We start from the raw sequence: 17,836 nt of genomic DNA, 5'->3' as shown, positions 1-17,836 counted from the left end.
TTTAATAATTAGCAAGAGTTCAGATTAATTAAGGACGATATATTTTATCGTATAGACCTTTGTATATATCTTTTATAACAGAACGTTTCATTTTCATGGTAGGTGTTAGGTGTCCTGCATCAATTGTCCATGCTTCTGGAGTTAGTTCAAAACGTTTTATCTGTTCCCACTTTCCAAACTTGGTATTGTGTTTGTCAACCTCTTTTTGAATACGTTTAATGACTTTTTCAGACTGAGCAATTTCTTCATCAGTTGTGCCTATATTATGTCCTTTATGTTCTATCCAATCTCTTACAAAATCAAAATTAGGTTGTATAAAAGCAGCAGGCATTTTTTCGCCCTCACCAATAACCATAACTTGTTCTATAAATAAGGATTGCTTTAATTCATTTTCTAGAAGTGTTGGGATAATATATTTACCACCAGAGGTTTTAAACATTTCTTTCTTACGACCAGTAATCTTTAAAAACCCATCTTCATCAATTTCACCTTTATCTCCAGTATGAAAGTAATCATCAGTCATTACACTAGCAGTTTTTTCTGGATCTTTGTAATAACCTAACATAACGTTTGGACCTTTGATGAGTATTTCTCCATCCTCGGCAATTTTAACTTCAACATTATCTATTGGTTTCCCTACTGTTCCTATTTTGTAATGTGCATCATCATACATACCAACGGATACTACAGGTGACGTTTCTGTTAGTCCGTAACCTTCCATAACTTTCATTTGGGCTGCACCAAAAATGCGAGCAAGTCTTGGTTGTAAAGCAGCACTACCAGATACCATTGTACCTAGTTCTCCTCCCAAAGCCTCACGCCATTTACTAAAGATTAATTTATTAGCAATTTTGAGCTGAAACTCATACCAAGCTCCATTTTTTCTATAAGGTTCCCAACGTTCTCCTAAACCGACTGCCCAAAAGAATAATGCTTTTTTAATTCCTGAAAGATCTTCGCCCTTAAGCATAATTTTATCAAATACCTTTTCTAATAATCTTGGTACAACGCTCATTAAATTAGGGTTAATCTCTTTGGCGTTATCTCCAATCTTATCTAAGGCTTCAGCAAAATAAACTGAAGTGCCAGCATACTGATAAACATATATTAATACACGTTCAAAAATGTGACATATTGGTAAAAAACTTAAGACTCTGGTTTCACCAGATGGTGGTAATGGAACTCTGGGAGAGCTATCTAAAACATTGCTTGTAATATTCCAATGCGATAGCATAACACCTTTGGGTTTACCTGTGGTTCCAGAGGTGTAAATTATAGTAGCAAGATCATCTGGTTTTACATTATTTTTTCTGTCTTCAACTTCATTTTGATTGCTTTCATCTTTACCTAATTCAAACAATTCTGAATAATGTTTGCAACCTTCTATATGATTAAACGAATAAACTTCCTTGAGTTGTGTATTAGCCTTAACCTTATTGACTTTTTCTAGAACCTCTTCGTCAGAAACAAAACAATATATAGATTCACTATGATTGAGAACGTATTCATAATCTTCTGCACAAATCGTTGGATAAATAGGAATATTTTGTGCTCCTGTTTGTAATATACCTATATCCATAATATTCCATTCTGTTCTATTGGTAGAGGAGATTACAGCAATTTTATCATTTTTCTGAATACCAAGTTTAAGTAAAGCTCTACTGACTGCATTAGCTTTATCTAGGTATTCTTTTGTAGATATCGAAGTCCATTTTCCATTGTACTTCGTAACAAAACAAGAAGCATTAGGTTTATGTTCTAATTGATAATATGGAAAATCGAAGAGTCTTGTAATATCAGTCATTAGTTAGTTTTATTGAAGTATTGCAAAATATGAAATAAATAAGGAATTTCAAATTAGTTAAGTTACTTCAACATCTTTTAACAAAAAGAAGAACTAATTTTAATAATCGTTAAATTTTTCAACTGATTTAATAAACTTCTTGAAGGGTCTTATCCAATTTTTGTTACTCATCATAAGTTTTTTGTGAAGTCTGGGTTCAGGATCAGGATCATAAAGAAAGTTGATAAAGTACTCACCTTTAGTATTTATGATTATTATTCCTGGAATTTTTAAGTTTTTCAGAAAAAGAGATTTTAAAGTACCATAATTATCTTTTTTCCATTCAAAATGTTTTATGCTTTCTGGATGACCTTTATTAATGTAGTAGAAATGATAAATATTGGCATAAGTTTTTCTAGATTCATACTTCTCATAACATCTCTCATAGCCATCCAGAAATGATTTATAAGAAAAGAGGTGTTTATGACTGGTACTATCTTTATTATAAACTATTTTATTTTCTTTTGGATAATCAGTTTTTAATTTAAGTGTATCTAAATAATGAATAACTATGGTTTTTGTAGTATCTACATTACTTCTAGAGTTTAATAGCTTAAAAAGCTGAGATTTATTTGATGAATTTAGTTTTCCAAAAAAGTAAGACCATTGAGATTTGTAAAACACAGTAGTATCACTCTCAATTCTAACATAATAAAAGAGTTTATGTTCAATTTTTTTAGTGAATATTGATTTTGTGATTTCAATATTTTCTTCATCAAAAAAGTAAGTGGGTTTTGTTTCGTGATTGAAATTATTGCTTCGGTACTGAGCGAAACTTTTAGATATCATGAAAACAAAAAAAACAGATATAAAATAGTTTATAGGTTTAAAAGTCATCATCTAATTGTTTTTTCATCAATCCAAAGTCTTGCATTAACAAAAGCTTCAAGCCAAGGTGATACGTCATCTTGTCGACCTTCTGGATAATTTGCCCAATTCCATTGAAAGGTTGAACGCTCAATATGAGGCATAGTTACCAAATGTCTTCCAGAAGCATCACAAAGCATGGCTGTATTAAAATCTGAACCATTTGGGTTATGAGGATAACCTTCATAACTGTATTTTGCAACGATATCGTATTGGTCTTCAGTATATGGTAGACTGAATTTTCCTTCACCATGACTAATCCAAACACCTAATGTTGTTCCTGCTAAAGTAGATAGCATCACAGAATTATTCTCTTGCACTTTTACAGACGTAAATGCACTTTCATGTTTTCCAGAGTCATTATAAGTCATTTTTCCATGCTGCTCATGATCTGGATTTATAAGATCGAGCTCCATCCATAACTGACAGCCATTACATATTCCAACAGATAGCGTATCCTCACGATCAAAGAAATTCTTTAATGCTGTATTTGCTTTTTCATTGTATTTAAAAGCACCTGCCCAACCTTTGGCAGAACCCAGTACATCAGAATTTGAAAAACCTCCAACTGCGCCAATAAATTGAATATCTTCCAGTGTTTCACGGCCCGAAATTAAATCGGTCATGTGTACGTCTTTGACATCAAACCCAGCTAAATACATAGCATTTGCCATTTCGCGTTCGGAGTTTGAACCTTTTTCACGGATAATCGCTGCTTTGGGACGAGATTTCTTGACTACGCTCGAAATGACAGGAAGTTTACCAGTAAAATGCTCTGGGAATTTGTATTGTAACGGTTGATTTTTATAGTTGTTAAATCGCTCATCTGCCAAACCATTAGAAGTTTGTTTACGATCGAGTAGGAGAGACGTTTTATACCATACATCTCTTAATCTAGAAACGGTCATTGTAAAAACTTCACTACCATTAATAATCCCTAAAACATCAGATGAGGTAACCTTTCCAATATTATGAAAGTCTATTCTAGCTTCTTTTAAAATAGTCTCAATTGAAGCATTTTTAGATTGAACAACTATGCCAGCATTTTCGGCAAATAGCACTTTGAAAGCATCTTTTTGATTTAGAGCTGTGATATCTAATTCGGCACCAATGTTATTATCGGCAAAACATAATTCAAGTAACGTAGTAATTAATCCACCAGAAGCAACATCATGTCCAGCTACTATTTGCTCATCTCTTATAAGTTGTTGAATAGTATTGAAAACAGTCTTTACATAATTAGCGGATTTTACTGTAGGTGTATCACTTCCAATTTTATTATTGATTTGCGCAAAAGAACTTCCACCTAATTTAAAATCATCTTGAGATAAGTTGATATAATATATATCACCTTGGTTTCTTTTAAAAACAGGTTCAATAACTTTAGCGATATCATTACAATTGGCTGCTGCTGAAATGATTACTGTTCCAGGTGAAATAACTTCGCCATCAGAATATTTTTGTTTCATAGACAGCGAGTCTTTCCCTGTAGGTACGTTAATACCTAAATCTATGGAGAATTCTGAAATAGCTTTAACTGCTTTATATAAGCGTGCATCTTCACCTTCATTTTTACAAGGCCACATCCAATTAGCAGAGAGTGAAACACTTTTTAGTCCATCTTTAAGAGGTGCCCAAATGATATTGGTTAATGCTTCAGTAATTGAGTTTCTACTTCCAGCAATTGGATCAATTAATCCAGAAATAGGAGCGTGGCCAATTGATGTTGCAATACCTTCTTTACCATTATAGTCTAAAGCCATTACACCAACATTATTGAGTGGCAATTGCAATGGTCCAACGCATTGTTGTTTTGCAACTTTACCACCAACACAACGGTCTACTTTGTTAGTTAACCAATCTTTACATGCGACTGCTTCTAATTGTAAAACTTGATCTAAATAATCATAAAACGCATCAGTATTGTATGATATACCACCATAATAACGCTCTACAGAAATGTCGTTCATAATGGTTTTTGGCGAACTTCCAAACATATCATTCATGGCTAAATCCATAGGTTTATCACCTTTGGTTTTAGATTCAAAAGTAAAACGATCATCACCTGTAACATCACCAACAGTATACATTGGAGAACGTTCACGTTCGGCAATTTTATGTAATGTATTAATATGCTTTTCAGAAATAACTAATCCCATTCGTTCTTGAGATTCGTTACCAATAATTTCTTTTGCAGAAAGCGTTGGGTCACCAACAGGTAAGGCATCTAAATCTATTTTCCCTCCAGTATCTTCAACTAATTCTGACAAGCAATTTAAATGTCCACCAGCACCATGATCATGTATAGAAACAATAAAATTATCTTCACTTTCTACCATACCACGAACAGCATTTGCTGCACGCTTTTGCATTTCTGGGTTGGAGCGTTGTACAGCATTAAGCTCAATACCAGAAGAAAATTCTCCAGTATCAGCTGAGGACACTGCAGCGCCTCCCATTCCGATACGATAATTCTCACCACCAAGAATCACAACTTTATCACCTTCTTTAGGCGTATCTTTTAGAGCTTGATCTGCTTTTCCATAACCAATTCCACCAGCTTGCATAATCACTTTGTCATAGCCTAACTTTCTACCATCTTGTTCATGTTCAAACGTTAAAACAGAACCGCAAATTAGAGGCTGACCAAATTTATTTCCAAAATCTGAAGCACCATTAGAAGCTTTTATTAAAATATCTATTGGTGTTTGATAAAGCCAATTGCGTGCTTCAAATTTTTGTTCCCAAGGTCTTTCTTTTTCTAACCTTGAATATGATGTCATATAAACAGCAGTTCCTGCAAGAGGTAAAGAACCTTTTCCACCAGCAAGCCTGTCTCTAATCTCGCCTCCTGAACCTGTTGCAGCACCATTAAAAGGCTCTACTGTAGTTGGAAAGTTGTGTGTTTCAGCTTTTAGTGAGATAACTGATTCAAAATTTTCAGTGGTATAATAATCAGGAATATCAGCACGTTTTGGAGCAAATTGTTCTACTTTTGGACCTTTAATAAACGCAACATTATCCTTATAAGCTGAAACAATATCATTAGGATTCTGCTTTGAAGTCTCTTTAATCATTTTAAAAAGCGAAGTAGGTTTTTCTTCACCATCAATAACAAATGTTCCGTTAAATATTTTATGACGACAGTGTTCTGAATTCACTTGTGAAAACCCAAATACTTCCGAATCTGTTAAAGGTCTTCCTATGCGTTTAGACACACCTTCTAAATACTCTACTTCTTCATCACTCAATGCTAATCCTTCCTGAGTATTGTAAGCTGCTATATCCTCAATATTTAAGATAGGTTCTGGTTGAATGTTTATAGTAAATGAATCTTGATTAAGACTGTTGATTTTCTCAGAAATCATTGGGTCATAATCTTTGAAATCTTCTCCAACAGCTTTGTACTCCTCAATCCTAACAATGCCTTTAATTCCCATATTTTGGGTTATTTCCACAGCATTGGTGCTCCAAGGTGTTATCATGGCTTTACGAGGACCAACAAAAAAAGCATCGAGAGATGCTTGTTCTAATTTAGGTTGGTTGCCAAATAACCATGTCAATTTTGAGATGGTTTCTGTTGATAATTCTTTTGTTGCTTGAACAGCAAATACTTTACTGTTTTGGTTTCCGAAGAAATGAATCATTTACTTTAAATTTTTGAAAGCACAAATTTACACTTTTTTAGGGTTTAATTGATCACAATAGACCGTCTTATTAACCAGTTTTCAACACAATTATTAAGACTAAAAATTGGATTGTAAAAACCTATTGATAAATGCAATTTCTTGATAATAACTTTTAATAACTCTGATGTAAGTTTTTGCTCAAAAATTCTACTTTTGTCCTGAAATATTATATATAAAACATGTCTGATACAATTGAAAAAGTAAAATGCTTAATTATAGGTTCTGGACCTGCAGGTTATACAGCTGCTATTTACGCTTCTAGAGCTAATATGTTTCCTGTGTTATATCAAGGAACACAACCAGGTGGTCAGCTAACAACGACCAATGATGTTGAAAACTTCCCTGGTTATCCAGAAGGTGTTACTGGACCAGAAATGATGATAGAGTTACAAAAACAAGCTGAGCGTTTTGGTACTGATGTGCGTCATGGCTGGATTACAAAAGTTGATTTTAATGGAGACGTGCATAAAGTTTGGGTTAATGATGAGAAAGAAATTCATTGTGATACTGTTATCATCTCAACTGGAGCATCTGCTAAGTATTTAGGATTAGACTCTGAGCAAAAATATCTAAAGCTAGGTGGTGGTGTTTCTGCATGTGCTGTTTGTGATGGCTTTTTTTACAGAAATCAAGACGTGGTTATTGTTGGTGCAGGTGACTCTGCTTGTGAAGAAGCACATTACTTATCTAAGCTCTGTAAAAAGGTAACGATGTTGGTAAGACGTGATGCGTTTAGAGCTTCTAAGATCATGGAAGCTAGAGTACGAAATACAGAAAACATAGACATTTTATTAAATACCGAAACTGATGAGGTTTTAGGCGATGGTCAAGTTGTTACTGGTGTTAGAGCTAAAAATAATATTACAGGAGATACTATAGATATTCCTGCAACAGGATTTTTTGTAGCTATTGGCCACAAGCCTAATACAGATATTTTTAAAGAGTTTTTAGATTTAGACGAAACAGGTTACATTATTAATGTACCAGGTACGTCTAAAACAAATATTGAAGGTGTGTTTGTGTCTGGAGATGCTGCAGATCATGTTTATAGACAAGCTGTTACAGCAGCAGGAACTGGTTGCATGGCAGCTTTAGATGCTGAGCGCTACTTAGCTGCAAAGGATTCTACGTTTGAAGTTAGTACATCTACTTATAATTAAGATTAGATATTAATAAAAAAAGCCTAAGTGTTACTTCGGCTTTTTTTATTGCATTCGTTTTTGGAGTTTGGCAGTACCTGTAAATTTATCAATAACTATAGATGGTTCTCCATAGAGGTAAACACTAGTATTGCCTGAAGCTTCAAGTGTAATAGATTCCATGACTGTTAAAGTGGCTGAGCTTCTTCCTTCTAAAATTAAGTTGCAAGTCTTGGTCGTAAAATTTTTACCACTTAAACCAGCAGAATTATCTAATTGAAGTTCAGACGTTTCAGAATTACCTTCTAAACTAATATCAGAACGTTGATACAAATCAATTGTAACGGATTTAGAATTAATTAGAGCTTCAACTTTATTATTATCTATTAATTCTAATTTTGAAGAATCTGCAGTAACGTTAAGTCTGGCTTTACCTTTTTCTCTTCCTTGGTAGTTAAAGTTTCCTGTTCTAATGTTAAGGTAAGCTCTAGAATTCCCTGAAGATTTTAAATCTAAATGTTTAAGTTCTAAGGAGGTTAATGATCTAATCTCGGCACCATCATTAAGCTCAATGCTATTAAGGATATTTGAATAATAGACTATGATGTGTAATTTCTTTTTACTGGTAATTTTTTTTGTAGTAGAAAATGACAACGTACCTTCATTTACACCAAATTGAATAACTTCATGTAAATTATCATCTGTTTCAATTTCAACTGAAGGTTTTTCGTTGTAAGCTATTTCAATTTCAAAATCATTACTAATGACTATTTTTTCAAAAGCGTCAACGTAAGATTGTTTTATGGTAACATCTCTGTTTCCTTTAATTTTTTCCTGAGCTAAGATGGTTGTGCTAGTAACCATAATTAGAGCTAGTATCGATAATAATTTTCTCATGTATTAGCGTTATTGTACTATTAATTAGACACATTTATTAGATAATGTCACAATAATACATCGATAACAAATATATACAAAAACCATCCCAAACTCTAAATAAGAGCTTGAAATGGTTTATAGATTGGTTAGATTATTACAGTTAAATTAAAGACTGTAATCGTTTTGGTTGATTGTTTTGATTGATTGATTTAAGTTGCTATCGTTTGCTTATGCTACCAGATACACCGTCGGTTTTTTCAACTTTTTCAGGGTTTCCATAGTATTTTACATCGCCACCACTTGTAGCTTTTGCAACCAATTCTTTAGAGGTGTTTACAGTAATATCAGCTCCACTAGTTGCTTTTACTTTAGATGACATTGCTTTTAAATCACCAGCTTTAATATCACTTCCGCTGGTTGCCTCTGCAATTAGGTAATCTACAGTTCCAGATAATTTCATGTCACTACCACTTGTAGATTTACAATCAATAGTTTCTGCATTTACTGACAATTCCAAATCACTACCACTTGTAGATTTTAAGTTTAATGTTTTGGTTTTAATGGTGTTTGTTGAGTACACATCACTTCCACTGGTAGATTTAATAGAGGATACATCTTTAAATGTTAGCATAACCTTCTGCGATTTAGAGCGTTTTACATTCTCGTCTAAATATACTTTCAATGTATTATTTTCTACTTCTGTGATGATAATATCGTGTAAGTTTTCATCGGCTTCTACAATTACAGAAGTGCTATTTCCTTGAGTAAGGTATAAGTCTATACCACTACTTGCCTGTATAGCATTAAAAGAGCCTTCTACCGAGCGTTCTTTTGTGATAACGTTTCCATTACCAATAACACCTTGTCCTATTCTAAAGTCCATGTTGCAGGAAGTCACCAGAAATCCTAGTAGTATTGAGATGATAATTTTTGTTAGTGTTGTCATGATTTATTTGTTTTTGATTGATTTTTTGATAAAAATAGATTTGATGCTTATTAAGTTTAATATTTAATTACTCAATTGTTATTTAAATATGATGGATTGTTAATTATTATTATGAGATGAAATTTTCACACCATCTTTATCACTTACTTTAACGTTAACACCATTCTTACTTGCTACAATACTATCGTTATTAACAATAACTTCTAGTTTTTCCTCTCTATTACTATTTTGAGTGGACCTATTAGTCTTTACATCTTCAATGCTTTCTAAAGGACAGTTTAAGCATTTTAAATCACCATCAATTACTTCTAGATAGTAATCTTCCATACCATTGTCTAAAATATCGTTGAAGTGGCTTTGATTTCTATGATACGTGTAGGTGTTCTTGTCTGCATTGATAATTGTACCAATTGGGAGATAGAGTTTAATAGTAACTTCTTCAAAATTGAAACCGTTTTCAAATTCAGTTAATAAATAAGAATCTAACAATAAGGTATTGCCATCCATTTTAAAATTATAGATAACATTTTCAGCTTGCTCAGAAGCATTCTTGTAATTACTGCCTTGTGCTCTTTTTTCTAAACTTATATAAGCCATATCTTCATTAGTTGATCTTACAATAAGACGAATATCTGTTGAGTAAATATATTTTTCATCCTCTTCATTAAATACGATATTAAAACCACCATTTCTATAAAACTTATTATCTTCATATCTCCAGTTATCCTCAAACATTCTATGCCTTTCTCCAATAAAAGTCATATTATCTTGAGCAGTCATCTTAATATTTAGTGTATCGGTTGTACTAATAGGTAATGTCGATTTTTTTGTAAAGTTTCCTGTATAAGCATGCTCAGTTGCTTGTCTTACACCGAAGATTACTAATCCAATAATAGCAAATAACCAAAGTCCTAGCAATGAAAACTTAGCAATGTTACCTATTGATTTTAGGTTGGATACTAAAATTCGTAATCCAACATAAAACAAAAAGAAGAATGGAATTCCAACAGCAAGAAATGTTAATATGCTTACTAACCATACAGGTGTATTGGAAGCTATAGCAGCGTAAGCGAAGTCGATTCCTGGAATATGAATAAAATCAAATATTCCTACGGAGAATAAGCCAACAATCATTCCTAATAATGCAGCTGCTCCTGTTATAATTAGTATAATCCCTATAAATTTTCCAATGGCTTTTAAGAAAAACCCGATAACATCACCTAATCCTCCGAAAAAACTTTTTGAGCTCGATTTTAGCTTACTTCCTTTTTTTTGAAAATCAATTTGTTTGACAGAATCTGTAATGCTATCTGTTACATTATTAATCTCTTCTTTTAGTTTGTCGCCATGCTTTTCAAAATCAATATTTTTGGCTGTGTCTACAACACTTTCAATACTGTCTTTAATTTTTTTTTCAATGTTAGAGATCGTCACAGGATCTCCAGCCATGGTCAGTTTTTCTGAAGTTGTAAGAGCTTCAGGAACTAAGGCCCAAAATATTAAGTATATTATAATAAATGTGCCACCAGAACCTAAAGCGAATAGTATCCATAATAATCTTATCCATATTACATCTACTGCTAAATAGTGTGCTAAACCAGAGGCAACACCTCCAATGTAAGAGCTCTCTGTATCTCTAAATAGCTTCTTAGTTGCTTTAGTAGACGAAGTTTTCTTTTTTGGTTGTGGCTCGTCTTCAAAAATTTCATCATCAACTAAATAATCTTCTGGTTGTCCCATGATAGCAATCACATCTTCTACATGCTTAATAGAGACGACTTGTTTATCATTTTCAACGCGTTCACTAAAGAGTTCAGCAACTCTTGCTTCAATATCTGCTATGATTTCTGAACGACCTTGAGAGTCTGTAAATGAACGTCTTATAGCCTCAAGATAGCGCTGGAGCTTTTTGTATGCATCTTCATCTATATGAAAAAATATACCTGCTAAATTTATATTGACTGTTTTATTCATTTTTTTGTGGTTTTTTGGCTTGTTACTAGGTTAACGGCATTCTGTAATTCACTCCAAGTTGTGTTTAATTCTTTTAGAAATAATTTTCCGGTTTCTGTAAGACCGTAATATTTTCTTGGTGGTCCAGATGTAGATTCTTCCCATCTATAGTTAAGAAGACCAGCATTCTTTAATCGCGTTAATAAAGGATAAATTGTTCCTTCTACCACGAGCATCTTAGCTTCTTTAAGTGTGCCTAGAATTTCTGCTACATAAGCATCTTCATCTCTTAATATAGATAAAATGCAATATTCTAATACACCTTTGCGCATTTGTGCTTTTGTGTTTTCTATCTTCATATTTTAATGAGATTTAAATTGTAAACTGTTCATTTTTTGATTTTGATTTTGATTGCCCTTCGATTGAACTCAAGGTGAAATTATTTGATGAAATTGATGGTTAAAGGATACTTATATGAATCTCCATCTCTAGCTGACAAACTGGCCTTAATAATAAAAGCTAATTCTAAAAGAAAGCCTAAGAATGCAATGATTCCAAGACCTCCTGTTATATACAACAGAGGAGACGGTTTACCAAAACTTATATGAAAATTATAAAGGTTGTGAAACCTAAAAATATCTAAGCCATCAAAAATATTAATAGCAAAAAACGGAATACTTAATAATCCAAATAGTATGGCATACAATAAAATACTGATCTGAAAATTAATAGCTTGTTTACCATGTTCATCTACAAAAGATGATTTATCCTTGTTAGCAACCCAAAGTATAATTGGCCCAATAAAATTCCCTAAAGGAATTATAAACCTTGAGAAGGTGGATAAATGAATAAAAGTAGCTAGATTTTTTTGGTGATTATCGATCATGGTTTTAAAACATATAATAGTTTCTTATGCAAATATATATCCAAAAAAAGGTATTATGCAAAACATAGTACTAAAAATTAACATAATATTAACATATATATCTCGTTAAATAATCACTATTTTTATCAAAAATTGAAGACTAAATGACTATTACACCAAAAAAACTAAATACATATACCTTGTTTAAGTTACCAGCTGCTTATTTTACTGGAGTGCGAACAAAAATGATTACTGATACGACTTGTGTTGTTACTGTAAAACATCGATGGATTAATCAGAATCCTTTTAAATCTATGTTTTGGGCAGTACAGGGAATGGCTGCAGAATTAACGACAGGAGCTCTCGTAATGTCTAAAATACAAGAGTCTGGTAAAAAAGTGTCTATGTTAGTAGCTAATAATAATGCTAGCTTTACAAAAAAAGCAACTGGTAGAATTACCTTTACTTGTAAAGGGGGTGAAAAAGTAAATGAGGCTTTGGTTAAAGCTATTACTTCAGGAGAAGGACAAACGGTTTGGTTAAATGCAAAAGGTGTAAATGAACAAGGCGTTCAAGTTTCTGATTTTAATTTTGAATGGACTTTAAAAGTAAAATCTTAGATTATACTTTTAAGTATGAAGTTTGTAGTCTCAGTTTTCAGTAGAATATTTAAAATTATGATGTCATTGCGAAGAATGCGGTACAAATGACGTCGCATTCTTTAGTCTAATGTAACAAAATTCTATTTTAGACAACCAATAGATACATCAATTAAAAAAACTAAAATAATGGAACAACTACCTGATTTTTCTGAACGAAATGCTCACGAAATAGATTACCGTATTTATGGTGAAGAAATGCAATATGTAGAAATAGAACTCGATCCTAACGAAGGTGTTATTGCAGAGTCCGGAAGTTTTATGATGATGGATGATGGTATTAAAATGGAAACCATTTTTGGTGATGGCTCTAAAAAAGATCAAGGGTTTCTTGGAAAGATTTTAGGCGCAGGAAAACGAATTTTAACTGGAGAAAGTTTGTTTATGATTGCCTTTTATAATAACCTAACAGGTAAACGCAACGTATCTTTTGCTTCACCTTATCCAGGAAAAATAACTGCTATTGACCTATTAGAATTTGATGGAAAGTTTATTTGCCAAAAAGATGCTTTTTTATGCGCTGCTAAAGGTGTTAGTGTTGGTATTGAGTTTTCTAAAAAACTAGGTCGTGGCTTATTTGGAGGAGAAGGCTTTATCATGCAAAAACTAGAAGGCGATGGTATGGCTTTTGTACATGCTTGTGGTACGACAGCTAAACGTGTTTTAGCTCCAGGTGAAATAATGCGAGTAGACACTGGTTGTATTGTTGGTTTCACGCAAGATGTAGATTACGATATAGAATTTGTCGGAGGATTTAAGAATACTGTATTTGGAGGTGAAGGCTTATTCTTTGCAAAACTCCAAGGACCTGGTACGGTTTACCTACAGTCTCTACCATTTAGTCGCCTTGCAGGACGTGTATTAAAATCTGTGCCAAGAGGAGGAAAAGGTAAAGGTGAAGGCAGTATTTTAGGAGGTCTTGGAGATTTGCTAGATGGCGATAATAGGTTTTAGTTATTAATTTCATAACTATAATTTATCTGTTAAACTTATGTTTAAGATTTATAAATGATATAATTTTTGAGTATATTTAGACGTTAATCAATATATAAACGCCTATAATAAATATTACTTAATCTTAACCTAATATCAATTACAATGGCAAGAGCAATGTTCGAGTACACCAAAACTGTACTTAAAAAAGTTAGTTTTGATGCTACGTTGTTTTGTAGAGAAGTTGAAAAAGCAGTAAAGCGTTTATTACCTTATGAGTTAGAAGAGCTGCGAATTTTTATTAATTCTCTAGTACAACAAAACCCAGAACTTAATCAATGTTTAATTTATTTAAAACCATAAAAGAAAGCGACTTACGAGTCGCTTTTTTTATTTCGTTAAAAATAAACCTAAGAATACTGCTAAAAAACCAATGATAAAACTTCCAATCGTATATAGTGCAAAACTGGTAAAGTCACCAGATTTTAAAAACACATGGTTTTCATAAGCAAAGCTAGAGAAGGTGGTAAAGCCACCACAAAACCCTGTAGCTAATAATAAGGTTTGGTTTTGGGTTAATGAATCATTTTTTGCTGCCATTCCAAGAATAATACCAATGAATAAACTTCCTAAGATGTTTGCAGCAAATGTTCCATAAGGAATCCCGTCTGCATTAGTATTCCATAATTTACCTATTAGAAAACGTAATACACTTCCGAATCCACCACCAATAAAAACTAAAAATGCTTGTTTCATATTATTTAGAATAGTAACGAAAGTAGCAAAAAATTAAAAAGACCTGCTCTAAAATTAGCAGGCCTTTTATTTTAAATCCTCTTACTTTTTAACAGGATAATAAATGTCTGTTTGTATCTCATTAGGTTTTACTAAAGTCGGATCATTGACATAAAGTTCATAACTTTTTTGATTGTTTGAATATTCGTTAATAGACAAATATTCATTGAGTTTAGTATGTGCTTCCATGTCTCCAATACCATAAGGTCCATATTTAGAAATCTTTAGTGTTTTGCTTGCAGGTATAATAATGGATGTCATCCCTTCGGCAGGTGCTAAATCTTTTTTTAGAAGTAAACCAATATAAAATTCAGCCTCATCTTTTTCGTCATCCCATTTGGTGTAGTAAGCTCCAGGTATATAATCCCCTTGTTCTAAATACTGGGCTGCATGCATTCCTGCTTTAGGCATATATTCCATAAACAACTTGGTCATATCTTCCATTGCTGTTTTTGTAGTTGTTTTTTGTAAATATCCAATAAACTTTTGAGTCGGTAAATCTAATTCTTCTATTGTTCCAAGTTTAAAAGAGTTTGCAATGGTTTTATTGTATGTTTTCACCTCTTCTTTCATCACACCATCCATTTTAGCGAAGCCTTTTTCCATCATTTCTCCGAGCATATTATCCATTCCACCAGATATAGCACCAAACATTTTAAATATAAATGGTACTTGGTCTGCCTTCATATTCCACGTTATTTCGGTTCCTTCAGGGACTTCTTCAAAGGTCCAATGTGTTTCAGTAGGTTCAAAATCACCAAATTGTAATTCTTGAGTGATAGATTTATTCCGTTCTAAGGCTATTGTTTTCATACGTCCAGGACCGTCTTTACTCGTCCAAGTGTAAGAAGCACCAACACCAGAAGTTTGATCAGCATAACTAACCTCAATGGTTGGGTCATCATCCATCCATGGTCCCCAATCTTCCCAGTTTTTAAAATCATTAATGTTGTTAAACACTAATTCTACTGGTGCTTTAATAATTTGTTTTCGTTTTACATCGTACTGATTAGGTTGAACAGCAATATATATAGCTGCACCAATGGTAAGTATAAGTACGATTAATAAGAAGTACTTAAATAGTTTCATTTTAGTAAAAGTTAGGTTGTAATTCCAAATATAAGAATTTTTAACTGTTGCTTATAAATAGTACATTTGTGAATATTACAATAACTTATTTATAATGAAATTAAAAACAATAATTACGTTGGTATTTATGGTATCAATGATGTGGTCTTGTAAAACAGATAAAGCTGAAACTGCCGAAGATGTTACTGAGAACTTAGAAGAAACAAAATTTAACTTTAGTGTTGAGCAATTTGCAGATCTTAAAATTTTACGTTATCAAATTCCAGGTTGGGATAAACTGAGTTTAAAAGAGCAAAAGTTAGTTTATTATTTAACACAAGCTGGATTAGCTGGTAGAGATATTATGTGGGATCAAAACTACAGACATAACTTAAAAATTAGAAAGGCCTTAGAAAATGTATATACTACATATTCGGGAGATAAGTCTTCTGATAATTGGAGTGCCTTTGAAGTTTACCTAAAGCGTGTTTGGTTTAGTAATGGTATTCATCATCATTATAGTAATGATAAAATTAAGCCAGATTTTAATGCTGATTATTTAAGAGATATACTAACAGCTACTAATACCACTTTAGAAGGAGAAGCTTTTGATGTTATTTTTAATGATAAAGATGCTAAAAAAGTAAATAAAGCTAAAGGTGTAGATAATGTTTTAGAGTCTGCCGTTAATTTTTATGGTCCAGATGTTACAACAGCAGATGTTGAGAATTTTTATAAAGCAAAAGTATCACCTAATCCAGACAGACCCTTATCTTTTGGTCTTAATTCACAGTTAGTTAAGGAGAATGGTGTTTTAAAAGAGCGTATTTACAAATCGGGTGGATTATATGGATCTGCTATAGATGAAATCGTAAAATGGTTAGAAAAAGCACAATCAGTTGCGGAAAATAAAGCTCAAGGCGATGCTATAGGTCTATTAATTAGTTATTACAATTCAGGTGATTTGCAAACTTGGGACGATTATAATGTGGCTTGGACTGCTGCAACAGATGGTAACGTAGACTATATTAATAGTTTTATAGAAGTATATAATGATCCTGTAGGTTACAGAGGATCTTATGAGACTATTGTTCAAATTAACGATTTTGATATGTCTCAAAAAATGGCTGTATTATCTGAAAATGCGCAATGGTTTGAAGATAACTCACCATTAATGGAAGCCCATAAAAAAGACAGTGTTGTTGGTGTAACTTATAAAGTAGTTACTGTGGCAGGTGAAGCTGGTGATGCATCACCAAGTACACCAATAGGAGTTAATTTACCAAATGCTAACTGGATTAGAAAAGAGGTTGGTAGTAAATCTGTATCTCTTGGCAACATTACTAATGCTTACAATAACTCAGGGAGTTCTGGACGCTTAAAAGAATTTGTACATGATAGTGATGAGTACGATTTAGAAAAAAAATATGGACAGCTAGCTGATAAGTTGCATACAGCATTACACGAAGTTGTTGGTCATGCTTCTGGTCAGTTAAATCCTGGTGTTGGAGAAACTAAAGAAACCTTAAAGAAATATGCTTCTACTTTAGAAGAAGGGCGAGCAGATTTAGTTGGCTTGTATTATTTATACAATCCTAAATTACAAGAACTTGGACTTGTAGAAGATTGGAAAGCTGTTGGTATGGCTGCCTATGATGGTTATATTAGAAATGGTTTAATGACTCAATTAATTAGATTAAAACTAGGTGATGATGTAGAGGAAGCACATATGGTAAATAGACAATGGGTTTCGGCTTGGGTTTTTGAAAAAGGTGAAGCTGATAATGTTATTGAAAAAGTAACTAGAGATGGTAAAACCTACTACAACATAAATGATTATGATAAATTGCATGAATTATTTGGTCAATTATTAAGAGAGACACAGCGAATTAAGTCTGAAGGTGATTATGATGCTGTTGAAGCTTTGGTTGAAGGTTATGGTGTAAAAGTAGACCAAGCTGTCCATGCTGAGGTTTTAGAGCGTAATAAACAGTTTACATCTGCTCCTTACAGTGGATTTGTTAATCCTGTTCTAGTTCCTGAAATGGATGATAATGGCGAAATTACTGCAATAAATGTAACTCAGCCTGAGTCCTTTCCTGGGCAAATGCTAGAGTATAGTAAAAACTATAGCTTTTTACCAGAAGTAAATTAGATAAAAACAATAATCTTTTAAAAGCTGCTTCTTTTGAAGCAGCTT

General features: G+C 32.8%; 15 protein-coding genes. 5 read left to right on the top strand and 10 right to left on the bottom strand.

Features of this window, described 5'->3' with window-relative positions; genetic code table 11:
• Positions 1–28: 28 nt before the first annotated feature.
• From RM697_RS10710 to purL, 3 genes are all read right to left on the bottom strand, one after another.
• Positions 29–1,804: an AMP-dependent synthetase/ligase gene (locus RM697_RS10710; RefSeq protein WP_311427889.1), complete on the bottom strand. Its 1,776-nt coding sequence runs from the start codon at positions 1,802–1,804 to the stop codon at positions 29–31.
• Positions 1,805–1,903: 99 nt separating this feature from the next.
• Positions 1,904–2,632 (bottom strand): hypothetical protein, encoded by a 729-nt coding sequence (locus tag RM697_RS10705; protein WP_311427888.1) that lies wholly within the window; start codon positions 2,630–2,632, stop codon positions 1,904–1,906.
• A gap of 47 nt (positions 2,633–2,679) precedes the next feature.
• Complete coding sequence (purL, locus tag RM697_RS10700) at positions 2,680–6,357, bottom strand: phosphoribosylformylglycinamidine synthase (protein ID WP_311427887.1); 3,678 nt, start codon at positions 6,355–6,357, stop codon at positions 2,680–2,682.
• Between the two features lie 221 nt (positions 6,358–6,578).
• On the opposite strand from purL, the gene trxB reads away from it, so the two are divergent.
• Complete coding sequence (gene trxB, locus RM697_RS10695; protein ID WP_311427886.1) at positions 6,579–7,559, top strand: thioredoxin-disulfide reductase; 981 nt, start codon at positions 6,579–6,581, stop codon at positions 7,557–7,559.
• Positions 7,560–7,604: 45 nt separating this feature from the next.
• Here trxB and RM697_RS10690 read toward each other — a convergent pair whose 3' ends face one another.
• The 5 genes from RM697_RS10690 to RM697_RS10670 form a co-directional block, all read right to left on the bottom strand.
• A complete protein-coding gene (locus RM697_RS10690; protein WP_311427885.1) occupies positions 7,605–8,435 on the bottom strand; it encodes a GIN domain-containing protein in 831 nt (276 codons plus the stop codon).
• Positions 8,436–8,634: 199 nt separating this feature from the next.
• Positions 8,635–9,363 carry a head GIN domain-containing protein gene (locus RM697_RS10685; protein WP_311427884.1) on the bottom strand — a complete coding sequence of 243 codons (729 nt, stop codon included), beginning with the start codon at positions 9,361–9,363 and terminating at the stop codon, positions 8,635–8,637.
• Between the two features lie 99 nt (positions 9,364–9,462).
• Positions 9,463–11,337, bottom strand: coding sequence for a PspC domain-containing protein (locus RM697_RS10680; protein WP_311427883.1), 1,875 nt, complete (start codon positions 11,335–11,337; stop codon positions 9,463–9,465).
• The gene (locus tag RM697_RS10675) at positions 11,334–11,675 is read right to left on the bottom strand and encodes a PadR family transcriptional regulator (RefSeq protein ID WP_311427882.1); all 342 of its coding nucleotides are present in this window, start codon (positions 11,673–11,675) and stop codon (positions 11,334–11,336) included. Before RM697_RS10675 ends, RM697_RS10680 begins: the two co-directional genes overlap by 4 nt.
• Before the next feature lie 80 nt (positions 11,676–11,755).
• Positions 11,756–12,202: a DUF4870 domain-containing protein gene (locus tag RM697_RS10670; protein WP_311427881.1), complete on the bottom strand. Its 447-nt coding sequence runs from the start codon at positions 12,200–12,202 to the stop codon at positions 11,756–11,758.
• Positions 12,203–12,345: 143 nt separating this feature from the next.
• Here RM697_RS10670 and RM697_RS10665 point away from each other — a divergent pair, with 143 nt between their 5' ends.
• The 3 genes from RM697_RS10665 (at position 12,346) to RM697_RS10655 (ending at position 14,136) form a co-directional block, all read left to right on the top strand.
• Positions 12,346–12,801, top strand: a complete 456-nt coding sequence (locus tag RM697_RS10665; RefSeq protein ID WP_311427880.1) for a DUF4442 domain-containing protein — start codon at positions 12,346–12,348, stop codon at positions 12,799–12,801.
• Positions 12,802–12,969: 168 nt separating this feature from the next.
• Positions 12,970–13,794, top strand: coding sequence for a TIGR00266 family protein (locus RM697_RS10660; RefSeq protein WP_311427879.1), 825 nt, complete (start codon positions 12,970–12,972; stop codon positions 13,792–13,794).
• Between the two features lie 144 nt (positions 13,795–13,938).
• Entirely contained in the window at positions 13,939–14,136 is a 198-nt protein-coding gene (locus RM697_RS10655) for a hypothetical protein (protein WP_311427878.1), read from the top strand.
• Between the two features lie 27 nt (positions 14,137–14,163).
• Here RM697_RS10655 and crcB read toward each other — a convergent pair whose 3' ends face one another.
• Together crcB and RM697_RS10645 are read right to left on the bottom strand one after the other, a co-directional pair.
• On the bottom strand, positions 14,164–14,529 hold the full coding sequence (crcB, locus tag RM697_RS10650) for a fluoride efflux transporter CrcB (RefSeq protein ID WP_311427877.1): 366 nt from the start codon (positions 14,527–14,529) through the stop codon (positions 14,164–14,166).
• A gap of 81 nt (positions 14,530–14,610) precedes the next feature.
• A complete protein-coding gene (locus RM697_RS10645; RefSeq protein ID WP_311427876.1) occupies positions 14,611–15,657 on the bottom strand; it encodes a GyrI-like domain-containing protein in 1,047 nt (348 codons plus the stop codon).
• Between the two features lie 94 nt (positions 15,658–15,751).
• On the opposite strand from RM697_RS10645, the gene RM697_RS10640 reads away from it, so the two are divergent.
• Positions 15,752–17,791 carry a dipeptidyl-peptidase 3 family protein gene (locus tag RM697_RS10640; protein ID WP_311427875.1) on the top strand — a complete coding sequence of 680 codons (2,040 nt, stop codon included), beginning with the start codon at positions 15,752–15,754 and terminating at the stop codon, positions 17,789–17,791.
• Positions 17,792–17,836: the final 45 nt, after the last annotated feature.

The organism is Microcosmobacter mediterraneus, from assembly GCF_031846265.1.
GTDB classification, from domain to species: domain Bacteria; phylum Bacteroidota; class Bacteroidia; order Flavobacteriales; family Flavobacteriaceae; genus Microcosmobacter; species Microcosmobacter mediterraneus.
The sequence above is the reverse complement of the archived record's forward strand: the minus strand, read 5'-3'. Positions and strand labels throughout refer to the sequence as shown.

Bases quoted from the DNA above. Each gene is read 5' to 3' on its own strand.
- RM697_RS10710 (WP_311427889.1), bottom strand. From the start codon at position 1,804: ATGACTGATATTACAAGACTCTTCGATTTTCCATATTATCAATTAGAA.
- RM697_RS10705 (WP_311427888.1), bottom strand. From the start codon at position 2,632: ATGATATCTAAAAGTTTCGCTCAGTACCGAAGCAATAATTTCAATCAC.
- purL (WP_311427887.1), bottom strand. From the start codon at position 6,357: ATGATTCATTTCTTCGGAAACCAAAACAGTAAAGTATTTGCTGTTCAA.
- trxB (WP_311427886.1), top strand. From the start codon at position 6,579: ATGTCTGATACAATTGAAAAAGTAAAATGCTTAATTATAGGTTCTGGA.
- RM697_RS10690 (WP_311427885.1), bottom strand. From the start codon at position 8,435: ATGAGAAAATTATTATCGATACTAGCTCTAATTATGGTTACTAGCACA.
- RM697_RS10685 (WP_311427884.1), bottom strand. From the start codon at position 9,363: ATGACAACACTAACAAAAATTATCATCTCAATACTACTAGGATTTCTG.
- RM697_RS10680 (WP_311427883.1), bottom strand. From the start codon at position 11,337: ATGAATAAAACAGTCAATATAAATTTAGCAGGTATATTTTTTCATATA.
- RM697_RS10675 (WP_311427882.1), bottom strand. From the start codon at position 11,675: ATGAAGATAGAAAACACAAAAGCACAAATGCGCAAAGGTGTATTAGAA.
- RM697_RS10670 (WP_311427881.1), bottom strand. From the start codon at position 12,202: ATGATCGATAATCACCAAAAAAATCTAGCTACTTTTATTCATTTATCC.
- RM697_RS10665 (WP_311427880.1), top strand. From the start codon at position 12,346: ATGACTATTACACCAAAAAAACTAAATACATATACCTTGTTTAAGTTA.
- RM697_RS10660 (WP_311427879.1), top strand. From the start codon at position 12,970: ATGGAACAACTACCTGATTTTTCTGAACGAAATGCTCACGAAATAGAT.
- RM697_RS10655 (WP_311427878.1), top strand. From the start codon at position 13,939: ATGGCAAGAGCAATGTTCGAGTACACCAAAACTGTACTTAAAAAAGTT.
- crcB (WP_311427877.1), bottom strand. From the start codon at position 14,529: ATGAAACAAGCATTTTTAGTTTTTATTGGTGGTGGATTCGGAAGTGTA.
- RM697_RS10645 (WP_311427876.1), bottom strand. From the start codon at position 15,657: ATGAAACTATTTAAGTACTTCTTATTAATCGTACTTATACTTACCATT.
- RM697_RS10640 (WP_311427875.1), top strand. From the start codon at position 15,752: ATGAAATTAAAAACAATAATTACGTTGGTATTTATGGTATCAATGATG.